The following is a 23,795-nucleotide window of genomic DNA, read 5'->3' as shown; positions in this document are numbered from 1 at the left end:
GAACGGCCAACAGTGGTTGACGACGCAAGCCAACGACAAGCGCCATCGGACGTTTCCGCAGGTCACGGGCATGCTGGCAATTGTTGCGAGATGACGGCACAGCAGGGAAGGCAATGCGCTTTACAGCACAGCCCGCCCTCTATGGAGTCTGGCGTCCCCGATCACGAGATGCGAGTTGCTCTCCACGCTGAGGCCAAAGTCGGTGGCATCCGCTACGCCGGCGACGATGGCGCCCAAGAGGGTAGTTGGTACGTCCCCGGCCAGGTCAGCCAACGCGAGGAAGTCTTCTATTACTACGCCGGTCACGACCATGGTTGGCCACAAGACTCTGAGGTCAGCATCGAGCGGGTCCGGCAAGCGGTGCGCGAGTTCGTGACGGGCGACGGGGTCCGACCGGGATCGTTCGAGTGGCGCGCCTGGCCTGAAGGCGTCAGCTGAGCGATCTCCGACATCAGCAGGAGAGGCGCATGACCCATGCCAGTCCTCACAGACCGCACGGGACTGATGTGAGTCGTCTAGCGGCCCCGGAGCCGTGCGAGGAGAGGACCGCTGATGCTTGCCCGACATGGCGGCGTCCGCGGTGGGCCGCTCCAACAGCTGCGGCAGCGCCGCAAACCCGATAGATCACTCAGCCCCACACCGACAGCTCAGTTTCGCCCCTGACCTTGTGTGACGGACCAACTCTTGAGAGCCTAAGCATCCGAATCTAACGCGCACGGCGGGGGGAACCGTCCGGGCATCCACACCTGAAGGAACGCGTCGACCGCTATCGAGCGGTCACAACTCAGCAGAACCCATGGGGGGGAGATGCCGGGAGAGAGTATCGGCAACCTAATCAATCGTTTCAGAGAGGCGCAGACCGAAGGCCGGCGGCGCGCTGCAGCTGAGTACGCATTTGTCATTGCCCAGCGGCTTCGAAACGATCATCGTCTGGAGGAGGCATCAGCCTATGCACGGAAATGCATCCAGATTCTTGAGACACTGCCTTCCGAAACGCTCGAAGACGTTATTAGTGAGCATCAGGCGATAGGCGGCATCGCGATGCCCGACTATTTCCATGCAGGCACCGCGCGAGCCAGACTCGAGGCGCTCCTGCGCCCCTAAGCGTCCAACAACACAACAACTGAGGATTCATGGAAAGATACTTTGAGTCTACCCTACTCCTATTGAAGCCAGATGCCGTCCGCCGCAGCCTAGTCGGCGAAATATTGCGACGAGTGGAGCGCACAGGCCTCTCAATCGCCGCTCTGCAAATGCGTCAGGTCGACATTCATTTTGCCCGTGGACATTACGCCACCACCGACGCCCAGTTAGCACAGATGGGACGGAAAACGGTGGCGGCCTTTGAAGAGGCTGGTCTCGATCTTCGCAAGGAATTCAACACAGAGGATCCGATTACCCTTGGCCGAATGATTCACGAGTGGAACTGCGACTTCCTTGCCTCTGGACCGCTGGTCGCCGCGGTCGTCCAGGGATATCACTGTGTTAAGAAGCTCCGGTCCCTAGCCGGCCCGACGATGCCACTGACCGCTCCACCTGGGACGATTCGTGGCGATTTCGCGAGCGTCTCCTCACTTGTCGCCAGCACCCGAAAGGCGGCTGTCCGAAACTTGGTTCACGCATCAGACAACGAGCTCGACCCTGACGAACCTCGGCGCGAGATTGCATACTGGTTCGATCCGAGATCGATCAATAGTGTCAATCCTGAGCCGGACCTTGCCTAGGGCAAGCCATCCGCATCCAAATAGATATTGCGCTACAACTGCGGTCATGTCATAGTGTAATTGACAATAGATGGAGACGTGTTTCATGAAATTAGTCTTGGCCTCTGGGTCACCCCGCCGCAAAGAAATCCTTTCCGATATGGGACTCGAGTTCACAATCAACCCGAGTCACTGTGACGAATCCGTAGATCCTGGCACAAGCCCCTCCGACGCCGTCTGCGAACTCGCCATTCGCAAAGCATCTACGGTTGCCGCAGGTCTTCCTGACAGCCTCGTGATCGGCTCGGATACAGTAATCGACCTCGCTGGTGAGATCATCGGCAAACCGCATACACCTGAGCAGGCAGCCGCCACTCTGCGCGCACTGAGCGGCAGGACGCATATTGTTCGAACCGCCGTTGCGATGGTGAATTCAAATGACATGCGTTCCGAGGTCACTGCTGCAGAAGCTCAGATCGAGTTCCGTGATCTATCCGACGACGAGATCAACGCCTACGTCGCTACAGGCGAGCCAATGGACAAGGCTGGCGCCTACGCAATCCAAGGAGAGGGGAGCTCGCTCATTGCCAAATTTTCCGGCGACGAAGACACCATTATTGGACTGCCAAGGCAGGCCGTTAAGGAATTGCTGGCGCGATTCTGAATCATGACTACCGAGCAAGACGTTATTTGACATGACCCGGGGGGAACATGGCAACACTTGTGCTCAAGGTGTCTGGTGTCGCTTTCGAAGATCGGCCAGACTTGCATGGCGGCCAAGAAGACTACGCTCGGCGGCTGGCGGCCTCGATCTCCGAGCTCACGGCGGCCGGCCATAACATCGCATTAACGATCGGCGGGGGTTCCTTGGCCAGACGATCCATTGATCGCGCTCGGCGCCTTGGCCTAGAGCCGGTAAGGGCGAGCTATCTAGGTGCCGATGCCGGATTGATGAACGCCAGAATTGCCATCGCAGCGCTGCGCGGAGGCGGAATACCCTGCAGCGCCGAACCTATCACGGCGTTTGATGCAGCTGCCGAGGCGATGCGCAGCGGACTGACTCCTGTCTTGTTCGGGTATTGGCACGGTTTGACGTCCGACGCCGTTGCTGCGCTCTTCGCGAGCTATATCGCGGCCGACCTGGTTGTTAAGTTGTCGCAAATCGACGGTGTCTACCCGAGTGACCACGAGGCCAAGTCGGGAACCAATCGCCACTCCTGCCTGCCACACCGCGAATTGGCTCACCTCGCGCTCGAATTTGATAGCAGGACCCCCGGCGCCAGCTTCGTACTCGACGTTGTCGCGGCGAAGTCACTGGCTGATACCAAGATCCCACTTCTAATTGACCATTGGCGTCACTTAAACACGCTAAAGTCTGCGATTGAGCGGGCGCATTCAGCCTCCTTCGAGGAAGAGTCTGGCACCATTGTTAGGTCCGACTGAGCTGGCAGCATCGATATATCCAATGATGGAGCAGGGGGCTGTCAATGAATCGATCGCCATGGGTCGATGCATCTCCACAATCAATCCCCAGTACCCTGCGTCCCAGCGCCTGGCTTCAGGAGATCCTCGAAGTATCCCGAGTTGGGTTGGATCTGGGTTGCGGTTCACGATCAGTCTGGGACATTACCTCGGCCCCGGGGTCTCGAAAGCTCTATCTCCTCGACGTCAACAAGGCGGCGATGGTGAGCAACCCATCGCTATGGGGCGCCAGGGTGTGCGGCGACATTCGGCAGCTCCCGTTCGGCGACGGAACATTTGATACCGTCACCGCAAATGCAGTTCTTACGGCTTTGTCGAAGAGAAGCGAGTACGTCGCCGCTTTTGCCGAGCTGAATCGCATCGTGATGGCTGACGGGCACCTATACGTCGGAGACTTCCTCTATGAACCTACCAACTCTGCCTATCGTCTGAGGTATCTGCAAGAGGAGCGAGGCAGCTTTTATTCAGAGAGTCAGCATCCGGGCGACATATCCTATTTCGCAAAGCACTGGACGCTGGAGGAGCTGGACAGCATGCTGGACAGTTTCGACCGCAAGAAGTTCGGGACGCGCCAGGCCAAATCCAGAACGGGCCATCAAGTCACCTGCTTCGAAGCCTTATACGTGCGCAAACGATAAGGAATAGGATCAACTACTAGCCGGAGAGAAGATGTCAGACCAGCGACCGACCGTCTGCCTCATCGGTGACGCGAACGTGGACATTCTTCTGCCAGTCGAGGAGTACCCCCGGATTGGCTCTGAGGCTCTCGCGTCGAGTCGTGCGACACTAATTGGCGGGTCTGCGGCTAATAGTTCAATTTGTCTGGCACGGCTGGGGGCGCACGCGAAGCTTATTGCGACTATCGGCACAGATTCCTGGGGCGAATACATCGCGAGCGGGCTGGAGGAAGTTGGCGTCGACATAGGGTTTCTCGAGCGCAGCCCAGACAAGGCGACTCAACTTAACGTAGTGGTCGTCGACATGCACGGAGAGCGGACAATGTTTAGCTACCGCGGAGCGAGTAGTGAGACGTCCGCCACTCGCGGACTTCACTGGTTGCCCGGCGCCCGTGCGCTACATGTGTCCGGCTACGCACTGCTCGCACCCCCTCAAAGCGAGGCCGCTCTGCAGGCACTCAATTCCGCCAGTGAGTCCGGGACGCACACCTACCTCGACCTACCGACCGTTGCACCAATCACAGCAAAAGGAACGGTCCTTTCAGCGTTACCAGCGGTCGGTACGCTGATCTGCGCACCGCGCGATGTGCGCACGCTGACCGACCACTTAGATCTCCGGGAGTCCGTAAGGTCGCTATTTGCGAGGGGCGTCAGGCGAGTCATACTGAAACGCGGCGCATCCGGCACACGACTCCTTGAGCCGTCGCTCGACATCCGGTATCGCCCTGCCCGTGTCCAAGCGCTCGACACCACTGGCGCCGGAGACTGCCTTTGTGCCGGGCTCATAGCGGGTCAGCTCTTCGGCCTCCGTCCGCTGACGTCTCTGGTACTTGGGAGCACACTAGGCGCACTCGCAGTGACTCGGATTGGAGCCGGCCAGGGTTTACCTGGCCCCCTTGACGTGCTTGAGCATCTCAGAGTCACGCCACAGTTCACTGGAGCTCTGGAGGAAGTCGGGCATGAGCTCCGAACGTTTCTTACGACAAGTGAGCAGCTCAGTCCTCCAGAACCAGCCGGCCATCCCTGACACTCAGGGTAAAGACCTGCTCCGACGCTGGCCAAAGATCGATCCTTGGGTCGCGCGTCACAGAGGCGAGAACGAGGTTAATGCCCCGAAAGCCCTCAGCCGGAGCATTCGGCCAAAACTCGCCTATCACTCTTTCGCCCAGATCAACTTTCGTGCTCAGAGATTGAAGACTTCCGCCGCGGAGCCTGAATATGATCGGCATTTCCTTTGCAGAGCTGATCTGGACTTTCTGAGTGATGATGCCCGGGGAACGAGATGACCGCCAATTTCGGGGAAGGAGGTAGGTTTCATAGAACCTACGGTCGATCTGGATCCAGCAATATCGGCCATCGTAGGGGCCTAACGATGCGTGGAAGACAGCACCACTTGTAGATCGTTCAACAGCCACAAGTCGGCGTCGGCCCATCTCATTTCGGTGGGTCAAGTCAATATGTGGGCCGCGTCCGACTGCTCCGCGCTGCTGCTTTAGCCAATCCGCAAGGGCCGGCCAGTGATCCATCAATGCTTCGTGGACTAGCTCCACGTACGGTTCTCGACTTGCATTCGCAGAAGCAGTCAACAGGCGCTCTACAACGAGGTTTTCAATTGCACGTCGCTGGAGGGCTGAGAAATCTTCGCGGTCTAGATATACACGTCGCTTTACAGCCGATCCATCCCCCTGGATGCTTACCAGACGAGCAAAGAGCGGCGCAAGGGTGACTCCGCTCAGCTCCAGCGAAGTGAGCGCCACAGCAGCACGACGGGCGAGCGCACCGTGCACACCACCTATCTGCTCATAGGCCTCATAACTTATGGATCCCGATCCGATACACGACGGCTCAAGCTCTGACAATGCATACGCCAGCAGGGGCAGCGACCCACCGGTTGCAACGGCGTCTCTGACGATGACCTCTGCTAATCCCGGTTGGAACTCAAGTCCAGCCAGTGCCGCCGGCCTCTCGACGACCTCGGCGAGCGCACCTGTATCGAGTCCTCCCAATGGAATCAGCCTACTCTGGACGAATTTTGCTAGTGATCCGATCGACAGCATGTTAGCTAAGAAGTCCGAGCGAATCACAAGTACCAATGATAATCGATCGAGCTGGCTAGCAACCCGTAACACCTCAACAAATATCTCTGCATTGGTTGCCGATGCGAGCGTAAGGAGCTCCTCGAATTGGTCGATCATCCAAACAACCCGAGACCATTCGGGGCGAGTGGAGAGAATTTGATCAATGATCGAGACCAAGCGCCGTGGATCGTCCCTCAACGCATCTAGCAGTACACGTGGCGGCTGATCGCGCTCCGGAAGGAGGGAATGGAGCCTGTAGGCCAATGGGATTACAGGGTCATCGCCAACCTCTGCGGGGCTCATGCGCACATACAGCCAGTCAGATGATCCTGGGATCAAGTCATTGTCGAGCATAGGCACGAGGCCGGCGCTGACCAGTGATGACTTTCCGCTCCCGGAAGCGCCAGCGACCAGGATGGGACCCGACTTGCGATCGAGCTCTGTGACGATCAGGTCGGCTTCACCGTCCCGCCCAAAGTACACGCTGCGATCGTCCGACCGGAATGACCGTAGTCCTGGATACGGCCATATTGCGACGGGCTGTATGACGCGCCGGCTATCCAGGCGTCGATTCGGCTTATGATCGATCAGCTTTGCCTTGCTATTTTCCTTGATCAACGTCCGCAAAATATCTTCGACACGCGATTCCATCGTAAGGCGATCGGCGTAGGAAATTACGCGGACTTCATCTCGATGCTGGTGAACAACGCGCCGCGCGACTTGATCTTGGCGGATTCTTTGTAGGACATGAGGGTCGGTGGTCGATACCATGCTCGGAGCCTGGCTGTTCAGTATGTAGGTGCGGGGCTGATCTCCCGCCGCTCCGCGTTCTTTCAGAACCCACTCGGCAGCACTAAGCTCGTCGGTCCCAGCCCCGACCGGCGGACCCGGATCATCCCAAATTATGACGATCACCAGCTCGCAGTCAGACGGTCGTCTCAGGTTGCGCGTGTCCGCATCGGATTGCGTGTAGAGCGTCTGGCTCTCATCGTGCGTGAACGGTTCCGTCCAAGTAACTATGTTTAGGCGTGCCAATCCACGCACAATCGGATCAGAGTTGATCTTGGCGACGAGGCGTTCGATGAGTCCAAACTCGTGATGCGTGTGAGGCGCTGAATATACGAACACGTTCAGCTCGACCGGCGCGAACAGATCGAACGAGGGTGCCGTGATGGGCAACGCCTGTGACGTTCTCCTTCTTAGCGGTGTCCACGCGTTGGCGATCTCGGAGACTGGAAGCATGAACCCACCGCGGACTTCTCGCTTGCGCTCCCGCGATACAACGATACCCAAGATCGTTCCGGTGTCATGGTCGAAGACTGGACCCCCGCTGAATCCATTCTCAATTTGATACCCGGTCTGGCTTTCGGCCTCGAGGGCTATCAATCCAGATGTGGTAGGACCCAAAATGCGGCCCGTCGCCCAGACTCCTGTATCGTGGCCCGGGGGACAGCCGAAGGCGGCGAACTTGCGATGCCACGGGGCCTCTAGGCTCAAAGGTGCGCTGTCCTTTATCGCCATACCATCTGTCCGATGCACGAGCCTCAACACTGCTAGATCGCGGGGGGCACCGAGAACCGACGTGAACTCCACAACGACCTCGGCGGCCACGGTCTTTGCGGTTCCTGCCGCGAATGGCATGTCGACCTTTACGACAGCGCCACGATCGATCGAGGCTGACCCGACGTCCGTCGCGTCTTGGACGACATGGCGGCAAGTCAGGACGATATCCGGGGCGACATATGTTCCTAGGCCTACGACAGTGTGCTGATCGTCCAGAATCCGCACGATTGATTGTGAAGCGCTCCCCGCGTCCATAGTCTCGCCTCTGATCAACCTGAGCGATTCCGTTTGTGCTCTAGTGCCCAGCGCAAGGTCACCTCCAGATTGCCCTCTGCGCTAGTCTTGGCAATGATCGCTCCTGCTTCGGCGGTGAGCTTCACCCCCAGCTTTAGCTCCACCTCAGCTGGGTTGGCCGTGCGCGCCCATGTCTCGATGTGCTGGGAAATCACGCCAAAGGCGGGGGTCAGTTTGTCCAGGGCATCCTGGAGATTTAGAGCGAACGTCGGGATCTCGGCGTCGCGACGACTCACCGGCGCCGATCCGTACCCGTCCTCTGCCTCGTCGGCTGCTGCCTGAACATACACAATGACATTGGCTGATTGAGACTCGTCCATTGGTTCCTCACTTCGCAGATTCCCGCCTCGACCTAGTCTCTGCTAACCCGTGACAAGCTGGGTTCGAAGGCGTGGGCTCTGGCGATGACAGACGAGGAACAGCCGTAGATCCGCGATTGAGACGCCCGGTCAGGCGTAAGCCTCGCATTGGCCGGCTCTAAGACGTCCAAAACTCCCCCAGCGACACAACTCCGCGCGACGTCACATCCACAGCCTGGTCGAGGCCCCCCTCGCACCCCAGGAAGTGGCGCCATGGCGATCTTGGGCTGACGCGCACGGAAGATATTCCCACCCCTGAGCGTAGGATCGTACCCGCTACAAGCCAGTCTGGCTATGCCTTCGCACGGATCGAAGCTCGCCTTCGCGGACTGGGCCGGCTTGGAGCGGTCGCGTCGTTCTCGCGGAACTCACAGCTCGTCTCCACCGCGGTCTGGCAATCGTATCGTCTCGATTCATCCTGAGAATTGGGCGATGCCGGGAGGTGAGGAAATGGCAAGTGGTCCTCGGCTTGCGCCACAACTTCCGATTCATTTGTCGAGGAGGCGAGCGCACAGCTCTATCAGCGCAAATCTCGGTCAGACAGCTCCGAGCACGAGCTTGACGTTGATCCGCCGACCTGATCGTTGGCCATCTCGGCCAACTCCTGAGCAGCGGTGGCGGCGTCGTTCCGGACAAGCAACGATCGTTCGAGCTGGCAGAGATCTGTCGAATCAGAGCTGAATATCGACTGCTTCGTCAGTTCGTTCGGCTCGAGAGGACAGACGATGGCATCAAGGGCGCGGAAGACGGCGGTCGGCCGGCTCCGCCGTCTCTCTTGTCAAGGATTCGGCACGGGCCTCGGACCGTATCTTGCTAGGTGACCGTGGTGAAATCGGGTTGGGTTGCGTGTGACGACGAGGTTGTCCGCCGGGCGGAGGGCGCGACGGACAACAATGGCGAGGCGTTCGCCGACGGCTGATGAAGGGCAGCCGCAGATGCTTGGGTGGTCCTCGAGGACCCGAGCAGCGGCTTGGCGGATCCTAAACTCGTCGTCGTTGCCGAGGTTGTAGGCTATCGTGATCGCGGCCCCGATGCACTCTGCGGTGTGCTGTGCCAGCTCGTATTCGAGTTCGAGCTCCACCATGTGGGCTGTAGCTTCGCCGAGATCGATCTCGAGGTCCTCGGTCGCGGTGACGGCACCGCTCGACGCGAGGTCCCCGATTGCTTCGGCGACGCCTGGAGGGCTGATGATCTCGTAGTTCACGCCTGAGCGAGATTCGTGCAGCCGGGCGATGTCCTCGACGATGTTGGAAGCATCCCTGCTTGGTCTCGCGGTCGGCGGTCAGCTTTGCACGTTGCGGGCCGGGGAACAGGAGGTCGGCCGGCAGTGACCGATATGGCAACTGCCCCGTCGTGCGGCGCACACGCACGTTAGGAGGGCGTCCGCAGCGAGGAGCACATCAGATAGTTGGCCGCCACTCTCTCGCAGCCACTCGCCGATCTGAAAGGCTCGGTCGAACTCCTCCTACTCGACCACGCCCCGATCGGTCCACAGAGCGACGTCGCGGGCTGCGGCGAGGGCGAGATTCGGGGCACGCACCGTCGCAGGGAACTCCGCCTCATCAGCTGGCAGCATCTGCTCCAGCCGGCGCACGATCTCCCGTGCCTCGGACGCAGCCTCACAATGAGTGGGATCGGCATACCGCTGCATCTCGCGGGCGGCGCGGGTGTAGTTGAGTCCCGTGATCTGCTTGTACGCACGGATCTCGCGTTGGCGCTTGTCGGCCATGACACATTCTCTCTGCGAGAGAGCACGCCCATGTCGTTGCTCCGCCGACGGTGCCAAAGGCTGGACTTAGTTCGCTACGGCAGATCAACAGGTCCCACGTGATGCGGAGCTTCTTGTCCTCGTTGCCGCATGACATGGGCACTGAGGCTCGGAGCCGGGCAGCGGGGCGACCTGAGTTCAGGATAGCCGCGCTCGGTACATGACGCGATGCAATCCGCCGGTGCGTCGCGTCGACGTGGCGAGGCTCCCCAAGCCGGACCGGTCAGCGGCTGCGCTCTCCGATCGCGGTGCGCTCCGCCGCGATGGTGTCGGCGAAGCGTGCGCGAAGTTCGGAAACTGAAGCGTGGTCATCGGCGGCGAGGATCTGGAGAGCTTGGGTGAGCGTCCAATGGACGAGAGAACCCTCGTACGCGTGGTAGACACCGACGCTGTCCACTGCACCGGCGTCATCGGATTCGGCGAGCGCACAGCCCAAAACCTGCCGCAATGTGCGGGGAAGCGATTCCTCAGGGCGCCGTTCACACTTGACCTCGATCACCGTGTGGCCGACTAGCAGGTCGCCTACGGCGAAGCATGACGCGAACGACGGTCTGATCTTCACCGGTTCACCGAACCCGGACAGCGTCGCCTGTGCGTAGGTGGCGTACCGGTGCCACAGGTTCAGAAGCACGTTGATCGTTTCGTCGGGCGCCTCGGGGTGTGGACACTGCGACCAGAACGTTGCCAGGGCGTCGCTGGAGTTCATCGAGGTCTTCGGCAGTTCGAACGCAACGGTCTCGATATAAGCCATTTGCCAGCAGAGCTTGGCGGCCGCGATCTGCCGGTCGCGCTCGTCATCGAGCTCCCTGGCTGGCGGCGAGCCGACCTTGCGCCATGTGGACAGTTCGTCGCCAAGACCGGCGTTGACGGTCGGCTCGTAGCCCAGTGCCTTGATCGCACCGTGCCCGGTCGTCGAGCAGACGGCCGCCGCCAGGTCGGCGTACGGCAGGACCTGCGCGAGGTCGAGACCGATTCGAATCTCGATAGCTGCGCCAACAAGGTGAGGTGCGTTGGAGGTCGATGCGACTCTCCTCATCGCACGCTGTCGAAGTGTTCTCTCCCACGGGCGGATCAGCGGAAGATGGTGCGGGAGATGTTTATCGAAGAAGCCGTTGATCAGGCTGGTTGGGTCGTCCACTGCGACAGTCAGAGACATGCCAGACGATTCCCACCTCGGCGCGACCCAGCTCGGGTACCCGGATGCGGCATGCCCTCAGTGTCGCAGGACAACCGCATCGGCGGGTGGATTCGCGGCGTCAGCCGTACCGCACCTTGAGATCTGCAGATCACTGACCGTTTTACTGACCGCTTTGAACGGCGAATGTGGGCAAATGGTGCATGTCAACGGCAACTGAAAATCTACGTTTCCGCAGGTCACAGGCAACCTTGGCAAACGTTGCGATGTGTCGGGACAGCGGGATTGGTGAAGCGGTGGTTAGGGGTTCGAGTCCCCTCACCGGCTCTCAGCAGGGGTTTCTTACCCACGCGTGCTACGCAGCGCTCCCACCCACCCACCCGACCCTTCCTTGCGGGGTACGGCCCGCGCCTGCGCGCTACCGCGCGATCAACTACCGGAGTCCGCGCCTGCCTGAAGACGACAGGTCGTCACGCCAACTGTCTACGACACACGACCAGTGCAACTGCGACGCAAGGTCTTCCGGCGTTCGCCGGTCGTGTTTGATGAACGCCTCTCAACGCCTCGTCCAAGAGCAGGGCTCCAACAGCGTTGCCCGCTGGCGCCCGCTCAGCCCGTAGGGCTCCTGCGCAGGCCTCCACCAGGATCAGGCCAGGCTCTCAATGTGTTCGAAGATGTCGGCGTCCGTCTCCTGCTGCCAGCTAGGCAGATCATTCCAGTCGGCGACATAGCTCGGCTTGGGGTCGGGGATATGGCGGTAGATCTGCGCAATCCAGCACAGCGCTACGAACCGCCCCTTCTGCTCGCGAGTGAGCTTGCTGGTGTTTCCCTCAGACACATCAACAAACATCCGAACATGGTCGTAGACAGCCGCGGCGCTCTCCCGCTCCCAATTTGGCGTCTCTTCCCACGGTGCGACCTACCCAGGCTTCGGCTCACCTGGGTAGTGCTTCGTCACGCCGGCAATCCAGGCCTCACGGAAGACGCGGCCTTGTTCATTCGACAACGGTTCTGCTCCTTCAGACGTCTTGGCGATGCTCAGAGCTGCGCACGCACGACGGACAAGCGTGCTGACTCGCCATCCAGACTTCCAGAGTTAGCCCCGGTCCGGCTCCATTCCCGAACAGGCAGAGGCAGGCTCAACGTCTGGGCTCAGACACCATCGCGATCGCGAGGACGCTCCCGGCGGCGGACCTCGTTCACCTACTTCGTTCGCGCGGGCCGCGAAGGATCCTAGGGGGCGGGGAATCCCGGGGCGATTCGCTGAAGCATCGCCCGAGTGCGGCGGACGAGCTTGGTATCGTTGTCTTGGTCTGCGCAGATGGCCAGGTGGCCGAGCAGGGCGACCAGTTCGCGCGCTTCCTGTCTTGGCAAAGCAAGAGTGTCGCCGATGGTGTACTTGCCGGCGACCTAAGCCAATGTCGCGGCATGGATGGCTCTGACTTCAAGCGCCCCTGTGAAGAGCAGATCACGCAGAACCGAGGTGTTGGCGGCCGCGACTTCCTCAGCCGTACGGAGGCCGGCATCGGCGAGCAGGGCGAGAAGCTCGTAGTGCAGCACGCCGTTGAGCCGACTGAGTGGACTGTGCTCCGAGGGAGGCGGTTGCACATCACCAGCAAGCGCAGCGCGGATGATCGCAAGCGACGATTCACCGATCTCTCGCACCTTGAGCAGATCAGCATCGCTAACAGCGGCAACGTCCGCGACGGTCTTGTATCCCTCTCGAGCGAGCAGGTTGAACAGCGTGCTCGGTAGCGGTGGATCGAGGTGTGCAAGCAGGCGCCTATGGGCCTCGACAGCCTCGTCGAGAGCTGGGCTGGTGCTCGGCTCGGTAGTGGTCATCAGTGGCCGGTCCGTTTCTGTCCGATGCCTCCGGCTATGCAGCCCTGGGTCCAATTGGTCGCTTCCGCGTAGGTGTCGGGCCATTGATAACAAGGGACGACGCCTGGGCCCACGAGACACTGTCCGGGGAACAGAGATCGGATCTCGTCGACAGTGCGGAACCAGCCGGTTCCGGCGCTGCTGTCGAGGAGTCGCTGCTCGATCCGGCGTACCGCACCACTCACGACGTCTTGTGGATCGAGAAAGTGGGAGATCACTGTGCAGGAGCCGGGTGCCGCGGCGTCGACGTAGGTCTGCATGATGCGGGCAATGTCGCTGGCGGGGCCGGGGTGGTGGTGAAGGGTCGCGGTCTGGATGATCGCCACCGGATTGGTCCAGTCGATGAAGGTGCTGACCTCTTTCGGACTTGAGCAGTACGTCGGGCGCGAAGATATCGCCGTCCACGACGCGTACGTGCTCGTTCGCAACCACAAAAGAGCGAGCGTGGGCCAGCACTTCCGGGTCGTTGTCGACGTACAGCACTTTCGCGGTGGGGTTGATTGCCTGGACGATGTCGTGAACGCGATCGCCTACTGGCAGCCCAGCACCGCAGTCGACAAATTGGGTCATGCCGACAGTGCCGGCCAGGTACTCGCAGGCGCGACGCAGGAACTCCTGGCTAGCGGCCGCCATGTCGCCGGACGGAGGGGCGATCTCCTTGACTCCGACGATGAGCCTGCGATCGACCGCGTAGTGGTCCTTACCGCCCTGCGCCAGGTTCCAGAACCTGGCGCTGCTCGCCCGGGTAAGCAGGTCCTGCGCCACGGTGCCGCCCCGCAAAGCCGGTTCGCCGTTGGTCATCGTCGGTAGTCGGCCCTTTCGGTCCTCGGTGCTCGATCGACACGGAGTGGTGGCCGGTGAGCATCTGCGCGGAGGACGCCAGGCACTCACCGACCCTTTTCTGGAGCCCCGGCTTCCCGACCACGGGCTGGACTCAATCCACTCGACAAGGGAGAGCGGATCGCGCCGGGACTCCAAGTCGTGGCGGCGGAGCGGAGGCGTTCGGCCCGGTAGTGCCGAACCCGAGGAGTGGAACCTCGGGCGCCTCTGGCGCCAGCTTCGGCCGACTCAAACCGACGGATAGAGGTCTTCGTCGCGCCAACGGCGGAACTTGCCATTGAGCCGCTGCAGGCACTCCTCGAGCAGGCGCCGGGCGGCACAGCGCGTGGCGTGGTTGTGGATGAGGCTGACTTGTGTCGGCGGCGCGACCTGCCGAGTGATTTCTGGGTCTGTCAGCTTCGAGGGACGTGCCAGTGTCGTCATCGGTTTCACCGCTCCATCACTCTGTGATGTCGAGGCATTAGTGAATCAGCGAACGTCTCATCATGCAACGTTTCACAGCGGGGCGTTTCGTTCTAACATGTCTCCAGACAGGCGCGGACAGCGCCTGGTCTGCGGAGGACCGTTGTAGTGTTTGGTCGCTCAGAAACGAGGTCAGATGAGGCTGGAATCAGCCACCGGTTCGGTGGTCCCGCGGTACCTGCTCGGTCGGCACCTGCGGGAGCTTCGGGAGGCGGCCAGTCTGTCCCTCCGGCAGGCGGGATTGAAGCTGGAGATGTCGGCATCAACGGTGTCGCGGCTGGAGAACGGCGAGTCTCCGGTGCGCAGCCTGGACGTCGAGCAGGCGTGCAAGGTGTACGGCGTCGACGACGCCGAGCTGATCCGTGCATTGATGGACCTGGCCAAGGAGACCAGAGCGACCAAGGCGAAGAACTGGCTGAGCTCCTACGCCGACCTGGTCTCGGACAACTTCGTCCTGTTCACCGGCTTGGAGGCTTCCACGTCGTCGCTCGCCCTCTACGAGACGGACCTCATCCCTGGCTTGTTGCAGACCCTCGAGTACGCGAAAAGCATCATGGGAGACGAGCGCTTCACCGGGACCCAGCTCGATCCGGATGTGCTCGAACGCCGGTTAGAGATCCGGCTGAACCGGCAGCTGATCCTCGACCGAGAGTCAGGCCCGCCCAAGCTCGACGTCGTACTTAGTGAAGCAGTGGTTCGCCGGCGCATCGGTGGTGCGGAGACGATGGCCGGGCAGCTGATCCACCTGCTGGAGATGGCGCAGCGGCCGGACATTGCGATCAGGATCATGCCGCTCGACGTTGAGGAACACGCTGGGCTGACGACTGGGCCGTTCGCCCTGCTGGACTTCCCGCCGCGCGGTCCGCTGGTCGAGCGGTCCGGTGTTTACGTGGACGGCTTCCTCGGGTTCTTCTGGGCGGACAAGCCCGACGAGGTCGGACTGCTTCAGAAGGCCTGGGCGAATCTGTGGGAGATCGCGCTCAGCGACGAGGAGTCGGCCGACTTCATCAAGCAGAGGCTCAACGAGTTGCAACAGCTCGCCTGAACCCAGACGGGCTCAGCTCTGTTCGCCGGGCGCGAAGTAGTCCGTAAGCATGTGGGTGGTCCAGGCCGGCTGGTGGGTCTCGCCCCGGGGGCCGAACTCGTCGAACCAGGGTTTGATGTCGATGACGGGAGTGCCGTCGACGGCGTCGAGATCTTCGACGTGCAGGTCGAGTCCATCGACCTTCAGCAGGCGGCAGCGAGAAATGCCGAGCCAGTTGATCCGGCGCATGTTGCGATGGCCGAACGCACCGACCTCGGGCCAGGCCGGGTTGTCCCTGGGGCGGCGAGCACCGAGGTTCAGGTCGGTCTGGTCGCTGAGGTGAAAGAAGAACACGACCTCGAGGTGAGAGAAGGCGTCCAGGCCGGCGGTGGATCGTTCGTCGAATCGCTCACTGTCGATGCGCAGGATGGAGCGTGTGCCGCCCCAGAAGTCATCGGTGGGTTCGCTTCGACCACCGATGACCTGGGCAACGGGTTCGACCGTGACAACGCTATGCATCATGGGAGAGATCCTCCGATTTGTGACAGTGACGGGGCAGGGTTGGTCATCTTGGCGCGGAGGCGAGGTAGCGGGCGGCGCGCCGGTCGAGTTCGGCAGCGGCAGGGATGCCGCGGGCTCGGAACGGCGACAGCGCCGCACGCATGTCGACGACAGTCTGACGCGTGCGGCCGGAGTGCACGCCGTCCATGACGTCAAGAGCCGTCGACCAGGTCGAGCAGGCTTCGTCGATCGCGCCCTGACGGGCCTGAATTGCGCCGAAGTATCCAAGGGTCACGGCGTGCGTGCGGGTAAAGGTAGCCGACTTGCGGGTGCGGACGCTGTGTCTGAACTGGGTTGTCGCCGCGGCCAGATCGCCGAGGTCGCGCAGAGTACACGCGGTTTCGTGGGCGAGGCTGGCCTCGCCGAAGAAGAACACCCGGTGGGGCTCGTCGTCACCGGCGCCGATGGCGGCCAGGTTGTCCTCGGCGCGTAGCAGAGCTTTCGCGGCCGCGCCGCCTTGACCGTCGGCTGCCAGTGCCCTCGCGTGGACGACCTCGAGCAAGGCCCGCTCGCGGAGACTAGCCAGGGTCGATCGACGCCCGGAGAGCGACGCCTTGGCCAGTTGCACGGCTTGTCGTGAATGGCCGAGATCGACGGCCTGGTGAGCCATCGCACGCAGAACGTGGCCGGCCAGGGGTGGGTCGTCGGCCTCGGCGGCGAGCTGGACGGCTACCGTGAAGTACTTCTGGGCGGTCGCGTGCTCGGCATTGTCGAACGCCATCCAGCCACTGAGATACGCAAGCTCGCCGGCAGTGGAGAACAGGCCGCGGCGAATGTCGGCGCTGGCGTGGGCGGCTCTGAGCGTGCTGGCGACATCGGATGTCAGATACTGCACCACTGCGGTGCGCGCATGTCCGCCGCCGCGGCGCTGATCGATCCGGGTGAACATCTGCGCCATCTCTCGCTTCCAGATCACCGGCGCCGATCAACCGGCCGGTCCGGGCAGAGCGCTGAGCCCCACGGCGCGCCATGGTGTCCCACCAGGCCTGAGAGGGCACCGCCAGTGCGGCCACGGAGTAGCCGGCGGCCCGCATGACAGACCTGCGCTCGATGTCCACGTTGCCTCTTCCCAGATCGGCGAGCGTCGTCAGCGTATCCGCGGACCAATCCAGTGCTGCAGGTGACCGCGGACCGGACAGGCCGATCTCGTGGACGGTGACGACCCTACCGAGGCGGCGAGAAAGTGCCTCCACCAGGATCGCCGGCGCGTCACCCGACGGCGTCGACCCTGCGACCCAGTGCGAGACATGGGACCTGCCCACTGAGACAAGGCGCTGGTTGCCGGTTTCGGCCGCCACCCGACCCACTGCCTGCGCAAGTTGGGCATGCGACCAGCCCGCCTCGGCGATGACCGCCTCGAGCTTGGCGTTACGGCGCTGTCCAGCGCTCGACTTCCCCGTTCGCTCGTTCCCCACTTTCACCACTCTCGGCCTCATAACCGCTGTCCCACCCACGGTAGCCAGTGATTCGCTCATCGTATCCACACCGACGTCGCAGGGAGACCGAGAATGCAGCCAGATTCGTGGGCGCTGAACGCGATCGCGCGCGTCTTCTACGCCTTCGTGGCGCGGGATCTGGGCCGCGAGATCCGGGACCTGTGATGGCCACGGCGACCGAGTACGCTGCGCGGCACGTGGCGCGGCCAGATCCGCAGTGGTGGACGTCGGGTGTGCACGAGGGCCGGCCACTGCGTGATTCCCTGGCTGAGCAAGACATCCGGACGCTGTTCTTGTTTCTGAGGGATCACGGCTACAGCAGGAGCGCGCTCGCGGCTGCGTCCGGTCTCGCGGAAACCCGGGTTCGAAGTATCTCCCAGGGCAAGCAGATGGTGACGTCGTACGACGTACTGGTGCGAATCGCGGACGGTTTCGGCATCGACCGCGGCTTGCTGGGTGTGGGGTCGCATGCGACTAGCAGAGAAACCAACTGCGATGGCAGGTTGCGCGACCCCGGTGCAGTGCCGGGGTTCGTCGGATCTCTCGCTGCCTTGGCGGTTGGTCCTGTCCCGGCCGAGCTGAACGGGTACGTCGATGCCAAGCATCCCAACGCGTCCGGCCTTCCAGCGCGAGTGACTGCCGCCCACGTCGATCTGGTCCGCGCGGTTCGTGACGAGCACCGCCAAATCGATGCCGCGCACGGCGGCGGATCCTGCCGGGACTCCGCGGTCAGCTACCTCGCCTTCGCCAGTGGCATGCTTGCCAGCCGTTTCGAAACCGAGCAAACCGAGGCGGACTTCAAGGCCGCGCTGTCCGACATGTACCAAGTCGCCGGGTGGGCCAGTCACGACCTCGGCGACCACGGGGCGGCCCGTCACTACCTGACCGCCGGGCTCGTCCTCGCCCGGGAGATCAACGAACTCGCGCTCATCGCCGGTGGCTTCTACCGCCTCGGGCGGGTCTCGATCCACAAGGGTCGGGCGCAGGAGACGCTGCGGCTATGGCAGCTCGGGCAGATCGTTGCCCAGGACAGCGGAAACCTCGCCGCCGTCGCTGTCCTGCACGCCAACGAGGCCTGGGCGTACGCCATGCTCGGCGCCGCGGACAGGGTGTCCGACTCGCTGGCGCGGGCTCAAGACGAGCTCGGGCGGGTCGACGAAGGCACGGTCCCGGCGTGGGCACGGTTCTTCCTGGCGCCGGCAGACCTGGACGGCATCTCGGGGGTGATCTACGCCAGCCTGGCCTCCCATTCCGAGCATCGGATCCGGTTCGCGCCGCGGGCAATCGAGCATGCTGAGCGCTCGTACACGATCAGGGGCGTGGGAGAGGAGCGTAGCCGGACGTTCGACGCGATCAGCCTCGCCACCGGCTACCTTCTCGACGCCCAACCCGACCGTGCGGCCGCCGCCGGGCATCTGGCCGTCGACATGGCCTTGGCGACGGACTCGGTTCGTGCTGCCGATCGGTTGCAGGCGATGGCGTCACTGGCCCGTCCCTACTCCGCCCACGACGGTGTGAGCGGGGTCCTTGAGCGGGTTGGTGCGTTGGCCGGCGGCTAACTTCTACGGCGTGACAACTCTCAGCAGCGGCGAACACGACCGCCTTGATACTGCTCTGCGCGACATTGCCAGCGCAGCAGGGCTCGACCCCGCTGGCGCCGTACTGCTCCGCTACACGATGAACGCCGTCTACAAACTGCCTGCCGCCAACCTGGTACTGCGCATCGCCCCCGCAGCCAATCGTTCCACCGTCTACCGCGTCACCAAGATCGCCCACAGGCTGGCCGAACTCGATCTGCCCACCGTCCGGCTCGCGCCCGGACTGCAGGAGCCGATCGAGACCCCAGACTGGGCTGCCACCGCCTGGACATACCTCCAACAGATCCCCGGGAAACGCCACCGGCAAGCTGAACTCGCGCGGCCGTTGCTGGCGTTCCACTCGCTCAACGATCTCGGATTCCCGCTCCCGCAGTGGGATCCCATCAGCCGCGCGCAGTCTCGCCTCGAGACCGCCGCGGCAGCTCGGGACGGGGAACTGGAGTACCTGCAGACGTGGGCCTCAGGTCAAGTAGGGCTTGATCTGAGCGACCTCGTCGACTGGCTGCGGAGACGCTCCCGCTCCGTCCGGGCCGCTGCGGCGTCCACTGACTGGCTGCTGCCCACGTCGGTCATCCACGGCGATGCTCACGCCGGCAACCTCCTCACCGACACTCGCGGCCAGTCCGTGCTCTGCGACCTGGACTCGGTCAGCATCGGCCCTCCCGAGTGGGACCTCGTCCCAGCTGCCCACGGCGTGGAGCGGTTCGGAGATCCACGTGAGCAGTACGACGAACTCAGCGCAGGGTACGGCTTCGACCTGCTCTCGTCACCCACCTGGCCGACCCTACGGTCGGTCCGCGAGCTCCAGATTGTCACCAGCGTCATCGACGGGCTCCCCGGTCGTCCGGACGTCGCCCACGAGCTGGCTCACCGCCTCCGCAGCCTGATCGCTGGCGACACCGCTACCTGGCATCGCTACCGGTAGCGACGAGGCACTGCGTGGGGGTCCATCGTGGACCCCCACGATGGACTGAACAACCCTGCGCGGGCAGGTCGAAACTCGGTGATGTAGGCAACGAATCGCCTGCACGGCAAAGACTGGGGCTCCAGCCCACAGCCCTGGCACGAGATCCAATCGACCGAGAAGCGGGGATGGGTTCATGACTGGTTACTGGCTCTTAACGCAATCGCACACGACGGTCCTGCAGTGCCTGATCGGCGTCGCGGCTCTTGCGTACGTCCTGATGCTCCGTGACATCGCGCAGGAAGTCCGCGGCTGATGACCATCACCGACCCTGCAGCCGATCCCATGCCGCGACATCGCGTGCGGGTTTGGTTCGGCGATCATGTGATCGCTGACTATCTGGTCAGGCACGAGCTGGCTGAGCGGTACGCCGCGGCATCGTCCAGGCGGTTCGGCCTACCGGTGACGATCGACGCGATGCCAAGGGCGATCCGGATCGACGGCGAGGAGCAGTGAGGTGAGCGTCGCCGCCCGCCCGGGGATGCTGGGCTACTTCGTCGAGACCTTCCTGATGACACCGGCCGAGCAGGACCGCGCTCGCAAGCTGCTACTCGAGTTGGCTGACCGCGCGGGCTTACAGATGACGGCGATCTACATGGAGGCGCTCGACTCACAGCCCGCGGCGCTCGAGGCCTTGATCGAGGCAGCGCGCCGAGACGGCGTCTCGACAGTCGCGATCACCGCCGCCGATTCAATCGCAGACCAGTTCCGCCGTGAACTCGAGGCTGCCGGAGTCCGGCTCCTCATCGCAGACGATCCGCCCTGATTGGGCGGGACTGAGCACTCCACCTTGAACCCGGCTGGCGCCCGTTGTGAACACGGCCTGCGGGAGCCAGCCGTTCCAATCCGGGGTCGGGCGGGATCCCGGGGCGCCCGCCCGTCCCTCGTCACCGGGTCTGACGGCCTGAGTCGCGAGGGACGGCGGGGCGGGGACCACGGCACCACCCGGCCAAGTCAGTGATCACCGAGTGCACCCTCGTCCTGGGGCGCGTGAGCGAAAGGAAGCAAATGACCGATCTCATCGACGCCGCCTGGCGCAAGGCCACGCGCAGCAACAACAGCAACAACTGCGTCGAGGTCGCGCTCATGCCGGACGGCGGAGCAGCGGTCCGCGACAGCAAGGAACACGGCCACGGTCAGATTCTGCGCTTCACCGCCGGCGAATGGGCGGCGTTCACCGAAGGCATGAAGGCGGGGGAGTTCGATCCTCGTACCTGACTGGTCTGCTGTCAGGTCACGACGTACCCGAGTCCCCGGACTCCACACAAGCGAGCGCAGTGTCCAGCATGGCGTTCTTGCGTCGAACCATCTGACCTGCCGTCCTCCCGTCTCGAGACCATCATCGCCGCGCAATCATGCGGCTTGTCGCTCCGGATCTGCGATCGCTGGCAGTCCGGACCAAGTGAGGAACAACTATGTCCCAAGTCGAACAGCTCAAAATGCAGCTCCACAGTCTGGCCGACCAGTCCCGGCAAGGCGCTGGCAGCTTGGCCGGATTCAAGCAACGCTTCGAGCAGTCCAGCCAGCATGTCCAGGCTCTGATCCGTGGCACTGCGACGCGGGCCGATCAGGACATCGCGACGATGCTCGAGGCGGCGGCCAAGTCGGTCGACCAAGCCGTCCAGGCGCTGCAGATCGCCGAGGCGGGCTGCCGCAGCTATGCCAACCAGATCTAGCCAGCGCGCTTTCATCTCAGATGCCGTCCGAACTGCAACGGGTCGCCCAGGAGCTTCTCAACGCACTGGACGAGATCCCGCGCGTCGTGTCGTACCTACATGATCGAGCCAGCAAGTATCGCGAGGCGGCCGCGTGGGTGGGCGGCTTGAGCAGCAACCCCAATGCCCGCATGGCCGCGATGCAGCTAGACGAAGCTGCCGGGCGCTGCGAGGAAGCCGCGCACTACCTTTCGATGGCACCGCCGCGAGCGCGTGGTTGGGTCGAGCAGATGGTCAGCGGCGTGCGGACGGCCGAGCCAGCGGCAGATTCGACGGCCCGAAGGCCAGACGGCGCAGGCGGAAGCGCGCAACCCGCGGAAGGCCGGCGAGGTGACGAGCAGGCTGAGCCTGAAGCCAAGCGGTCGGGCAAGCCTGCGGACGCTGGCGACGAGGCGCGCCCTGAGGACGGACCTGTCGGCCGGGATCGTGAGCAGTTCCGGCCGAGGGCGAGCGAGATCCTGAACCGACTGCCGGTCCGCGGTCGCCGAGACAAGACACGCGGCGCATGGGTCGACGCCGACGGCCAAGAGCACGACCTCATCAGCGGAGTCGACGAGTACTCGACCGACGCCGACCGCTTCATGAACGAGAACAACATCCAGATCGCACCCGGAGATATCACTCTCGGCTCGCACGTCGAGGTCAAGTTTGCCATGTTCATGCGCGAGCGCGGTCTGACGGATGAGATCATCACGATCAACAACTGGCCGTGCCCCGGGCCGTACGGCTGCGATGAGAACCTACTCCGGTTCCTGCCCGAGGGCGCCCGGCTGACCGTGTTCGGACCAGCAGGCTTCAAGCGAACCTATCCACGACAGGACGAGGACACCTGATCATGACCTACACCATCGAGGCCTACTACCGACATGAGCACGACCGCAACCCGGTGATCCTGACGTCCGACGAAGACGTCGACCAACTGATCGATGCACTGCTCGGTGAAACCTTCGACCACACCATGGCCGCGTTATACATCCGCGAGCGCCCCAAGACCAAGCAAGGACTGCCCGACCACAACTTCCGCATCGGCCTCGACTCAGAACGCAAACTCGGAGGCATCAAGTTCGCCGGCACAGCCGACGGAGCGAACGGTGTCTGGTACGCCGTCGGACAAGGCCCACAGCACGATGAGGTCTTCTACGAGTACGCCGGCCACCCGGAGGACTTTCCACTCGACTCTGAAGTCTCCCTCGACCTGATCCGCGCGGCGGTCAAGAATTTTCTGGCCAGCGGAGGCGAGCGCCCGGGCTCGATCGAGTGGAAACCGTGGCCGGCAAACGTTGCCTAGCCACTCGCGAGATTCGTCGAAGCGTCGTCCGAGTGCCTCCGGTGCCGGTCGTGACCTTGTTAGCTCGACGCCAGAGGATCGCCTGCTGTGATCGTAGTGCGCCCTGCCGCCTCCGATGACGTCGACCAACTGCTCACGTTGGCTGAGGAGATGGACCGCTTCTACGGGACCTCCCAGGTCGGCTCGCTTGAGTTCCGGCGCCAGCAGATCCATGACGCCCTGTTCAGCGACTTCCCTGCCGCCAACACCACGCTGGCGTTCGACGGTGACACGGCGATCGGCTTCGCCGCGTACTCCTTCCTCTGGCCGGCCGTCGGCCTGACTTGCTCGCTCTACTTGAAGGAGCTATTCGTCTCGCAAGCCCACCGGCGCCGGGGTCTCGGCCGTGTGCTGATGGAGTCGCTGTTCGAGGTCGGCCGCAGGCACAACTGCAGCCGCGTGGAATGGACGGCCGACCGCGACAATGAAGATCCACGGCGAACGACTGGTCGACGACACCCGACGGCTGCAATTGAGCATCGCGTTGGTGGAACTAGACAGTGTGCAGATCGAGCAGCACGTCCCACGGATGCCCAAAGCCGCATGACCAGCTCGCCCGGGTGACCAACTGCTTCACGGTCATGCTGGACGACCATGCCCGAGCCGAAATGCTGCAGGTTGAGGAAGACGCTCGGTTCCATCGCGTCGCGAGCGAGCCGGGGGGTGCGTTCCACCCGGTAGGCAGTGGTCTGCCCGGTGCACACGGTGAGGTCGCCGATATCGGTGATGACGCGGCGAGCTTTGACCCCGTCATGGTGCTGGGGCCAGTACAGGTCGATGGGCACCATCGTCATGCCGAGGGCTGTGTGAACGAATTCCTGTCGGTCGCGTTCGTTGACCTCGGTGGTGTTGAGGATGAATGTCACGTTCTGACTGGTTTCGACTAGAACCTGATGGCTGCGCGGCCTTCTGATCGACGCCGGCTCGC

Annotated in this window: 29 protein-coding genes and 1 pseudogene; 18 read left to right on the top strand and 12 right to left on the bottom strand. The window is 62.8% G+C overall.

Going from position 1 to position 23,795, the window contains the following annotated elements:
- The first annotated feature begins 168 nt into the window (after positions 1-168).
- From OG555_RS18885 to OG555_RS42870, 7 genes are all read left to right on the top strand, one after another.
- Positions 169-438, top strand: coding sequence for an Imm1 family immunity protein (locus OG555_RS18885; protein WP_329484220.1), 270 nt, complete (start codon positions 169-171; stop codon positions 436-438).
- Positions 439-807: 369 nt separating this feature from the next.
- Positions 808-1,104: a hypothetical protein gene (locus OG555_RS18880; RefSeq protein WP_329484219.1), complete on the top strand. Its 297-nt coding sequence runs from the start codon at positions 808-810 to the stop codon at positions 1,102-1,104.
- Between the two features lie 29 nt (positions 1,105-1,133).
- On the top strand, positions 1,134-1,724 hold the full coding sequence (locus OG555_RS18875; RefSeq protein ID WP_329484218.1) for a nucleoside-diphosphate kinase: 591 nt from the start codon (positions 1,134-1,136) through the stop codon (positions 1,722-1,724).
- Between the two features lie 85 nt (positions 1,725-1,809).
- Positions 1,810-2,367, top strand: a complete 558-nt coding sequence (locus tag OG555_RS18870) for a Maf family protein (RefSeq protein WP_329484217.1) — start codon at positions 1,810-1,812, stop codon at positions 2,365-2,367.
- 47 nt (positions 2,368-2,414) lie between these two features.
- Positions 2,415-3,146: an amino acid kinase family protein gene (locus OG555_RS18865; protein ID WP_329484216.1), complete on the top strand. Its 732-nt coding sequence runs from the start codon at positions 2,415-2,417 to the stop codon at positions 3,144-3,146.
- A gap of 44 nt (positions 3,147-3,190) precedes the next feature.
- Positions 3,191-3,823, top strand: coding sequence for a class I SAM-dependent methyltransferase (locus OG555_RS18860; RefSeq protein WP_329484215.1), 633 nt, complete (start codon positions 3,191-3,193; stop codon positions 3,821-3,823).
- A gap of 31 nt (positions 3,824-3,854) precedes the next feature.
- Entirely contained in the window at positions 3,855-4,889 is a 1,035-nt protein-coding gene (locus OG555_RS42870) for a carbohydrate kinase family protein (protein WP_442914508.1), read from the top strand.
- Here OG555_RS42870 and OG555_RS18855 read toward each other — a convergent pair.
- From OG555_RS18855 to OG555_RS18810, 10 genes and pseudogenes are all read right to left on the bottom strand, one after another.
- Entirely contained in the window at positions 4,858-7,758 is a 2,901-nt protein-coding gene (locus OG555_RS18855; RefSeq protein ID WP_329484214.1) for a S1 family peptidase, read from the bottom strand. The genes OG555_RS42870 and OG555_RS18855 overlap by 32 nt on opposite strands.
- A 14-nt stretch (positions 7,759-7,772) precedes the next feature.
- A complete protein-coding gene (locus tag OG555_RS18850) occupies positions 7,773-8,117 on the bottom strand; it encodes a CU044_2847 family protein (protein WP_329484213.1) in 345 nt (114 codons plus the stop codon).
- Positions 8,118-8,934: 817 nt separating this feature from the next.
- Positions 8,935-9,360 carry a hypothetical protein gene (locus OG555_RS18845; protein ID WP_329484212.1) on the bottom strand — a complete coding sequence of 142 codons (426 nt, stop codon included), beginning with the start codon at positions 9,358-9,360 and terminating at the stop codon, positions 8,935-8,937.
- A gap of 261 nt (positions 9,361-9,621) precedes the next feature.
- Positions 9,622-9,885 (bottom strand): hypothetical protein, encoded by a 264-nt coding sequence (locus OG555_RS18840; RefSeq protein WP_329484211.1) that lies wholly within the window; start codon positions 9,883-9,885, stop codon positions 9,622-9,624.
- A 262-nt stretch (positions 9,886-10,147) separates the two neighbouring features.
- Entirely contained in the window at positions 10,148-11,080 is a 933-nt protein-coding gene (locus OG555_RS18835; RefSeq protein WP_329484210.1) for a hypothetical protein, read from the bottom strand.
- 625 nt (positions 11,081-11,705) lie between these two features.
- Complete coding sequence (locus OG555_RS18830) at positions 11,706-11,909, bottom strand: hypothetical protein (protein WP_329484209.1); 204 nt, start codon at positions 11,907-11,909, stop codon at positions 11,706-11,708.
- A gap of 560 nt (positions 11,910-12,469) precedes the next feature.
- Positions 12,470-12,901 (bottom strand): DNA-directed RNA polymerase subunit alpha C-terminal domain-containing protein, encoded by a 432-nt coding sequence (locus tag OG555_RS18825; RefSeq protein WP_329484208.1) that lies wholly within the window; start codon positions 12,899-12,901, stop codon positions 12,470-12,472.
- Positions 12,901-13,266 carry an SAM-dependent methyltransferase gene (locus OG555_RS18820; RefSeq protein ID WP_329484207.1) on the bottom strand — a complete coding sequence of 122 codons (366 nt, stop codon included), beginning with the start codon at positions 13,264-13,266 and terminating at the stop codon, positions 12,901-12,903. Before OG555_RS18820 ends, OG555_RS18825 begins: the two co-directional genes overlap by 1 nt.
- Positions 13,267-13,369: 103 nt before the next feature.
- Positions 13,370-13,741, bottom strand: a pseudogene (locus tag OG555_RS42865) (SAM-dependent methyltransferase); the annotation flags it as partial.
- 267 nt (positions 13,742-14,008) lie between these two features.
- The gene (locus OG555_RS18810) at positions 14,009-14,203 is read right to left on the bottom strand and encodes a hypothetical protein (protein WP_329484205.1); all 195 of its coding nucleotides are present in this window, start codon (positions 14,201-14,203) and stop codon (positions 14,009-14,011) included.
- Between the two features lie 175 nt (positions 14,204-14,378).
- Here OG555_RS18810 and OG555_RS18805 point away from each other — a divergent pair, with 175 nt between their 5' ends.
- Positions 14,379-15,287, top strand: a complete 909-nt coding sequence (locus OG555_RS18805; protein ID WP_329484204.1) for a helix-turn-helix domain-containing protein — start codon at positions 14,379-14,381, stop codon at positions 15,285-15,287.
- Positions 15,288-15,299: 12 nt separating this feature from the next.
- Here OG555_RS18805 and OG555_RS18800 read toward each other — a convergent pair whose 3' ends face one another.
- Together OG555_RS18800 and OG555_RS18795 are read right to left on the bottom strand one after the other, a co-directional pair.
- Positions 15,300-15,788: an SAM-dependent methyltransferase gene (locus tag OG555_RS18800; protein WP_329484203.1), complete on the bottom strand. Its 489-nt coding sequence runs from the start codon at positions 15,786-15,788 to the stop codon at positions 15,300-15,302.
- 43 nt (positions 15,789-15,831) lie between these two features.
- Positions 15,832-16,725 carry a hypothetical protein gene (locus tag OG555_RS18795; RefSeq protein ID WP_329484202.1) on the bottom strand — a complete coding sequence of 298 codons (894 nt, stop codon included), beginning with the start codon at positions 16,723-16,725 and terminating at the stop codon, positions 15,832-15,834.
- A gap of 702 nt (positions 16,726-17,427) precedes the next feature.
- On the opposite strand from OG555_RS18795, the gene OG555_RS18790 reads away from it, so the two are divergent.
- From OG555_RS18790 to OG555_RS18745, 10 genes are all read left to right on the top strand, one after another.
- On the top strand, positions 17,428-18,822 hold the full coding sequence (locus OG555_RS18790) for a hypothetical protein (RefSeq protein ID WP_329484201.1): 1,395 nt from the start codon (positions 17,428-17,430) through the stop codon (positions 18,820-18,822).
- Positions 18,823-18,832: 10 nt separating this feature from the next.
- The gene (locus OG555_RS18785; protein WP_329484200.1) at positions 18,833-19,786 is read left to right on the top strand and encodes a phosphotransferase; all 954 of its coding nucleotides are present in this window, start codon (positions 18,833-18,835) and stop codon (positions 19,784-19,786) included.
- Between the two features lie 294 nt (positions 19,787-20,080).
- Entirely contained in the window at positions 20,081-20,281 is a 201-nt protein-coding gene (locus OG555_RS18780) for a hypothetical protein (protein ID WP_329484199.1), read from the top strand.
- A 1-nt stretch (position 20,282) separates the two neighbouring features.
- On the top strand, positions 20,283-20,591 hold the full coding sequence (locus tag OG555_RS18775) for a hypothetical protein (RefSeq protein ID WP_329484198.1): 309 nt from the start codon (positions 20,283-20,285) through the stop codon (positions 20,589-20,591).
- A gap of 242 nt (positions 20,592-20,833) precedes the next feature.
- On the top strand, positions 20,834-21,043 hold the full coding sequence (locus OG555_RS18770; protein WP_329484197.1) for a DUF397 domain-containing protein: 210 nt from the start codon (positions 20,834-20,836) through the stop codon (positions 21,041-21,043).
- A 197-nt stretch (positions 21,044-21,240) separates the two neighbouring features.
- On the top strand, positions 21,241-21,501 hold the full coding sequence (locus OG555_RS18765; RefSeq protein ID WP_329484196.1) for a hypothetical protein: 261 nt from the start codon (positions 21,241-21,243) through the stop codon (positions 21,499-21,501).
- A 20-nt stretch (positions 21,502-21,521) separates the two neighbouring features.
- Positions 21,522-22,373, top strand: a complete 852-nt coding sequence (locus tag OG555_RS18760) for a DddA-like double-stranded DNA deaminase toxin (RefSeq protein ID WP_329484195.1) — start codon at positions 21,522-21,524, stop codon at positions 22,371-22,373.
- A 2-nt stretch (positions 22,374-22,375) separates the two neighbouring features.
- Positions 22,376-22,828, top strand: coding sequence for an Imm1 family immunity protein (locus OG555_RS18755; protein WP_329484194.1), 453 nt, complete (start codon positions 22,376-22,378; stop codon positions 22,826-22,828).
- 87 nt (positions 22,829-22,915) lie between these two features.
- A complete protein-coding gene (locus tag OG555_RS18750; RefSeq protein WP_329484193.1) occupies positions 22,916-23,431 on the top strand; it encodes a GNAT family N-acetyltransferase in 516 nt (171 codons plus the stop codon).
- Positions 23,428-23,754: a hypothetical protein gene (locus OG555_RS18745; protein ID WP_329484192.1), complete on the top strand. Its 327-nt coding sequence runs from the start codon at positions 23,428-23,430 to the stop codon at positions 23,752-23,754. Before OG555_RS18750 ends, OG555_RS18745 begins: the two co-directional genes overlap by 4 nt.
- Positions 23,755-23,795 lie beyond the last annotated feature (41 nt).

It is taken from the genome of Kribbella sp. NBC_01484 (assembly GCF_036227145.1).
Lineage (GTDB): Bacteria > Actinomycetota > Actinomycetes > Propionibacteriales > Kribbellaceae > Kribbella.
This window is presented reverse-complemented; position numbering and strand designations above follow the sequence as displayed.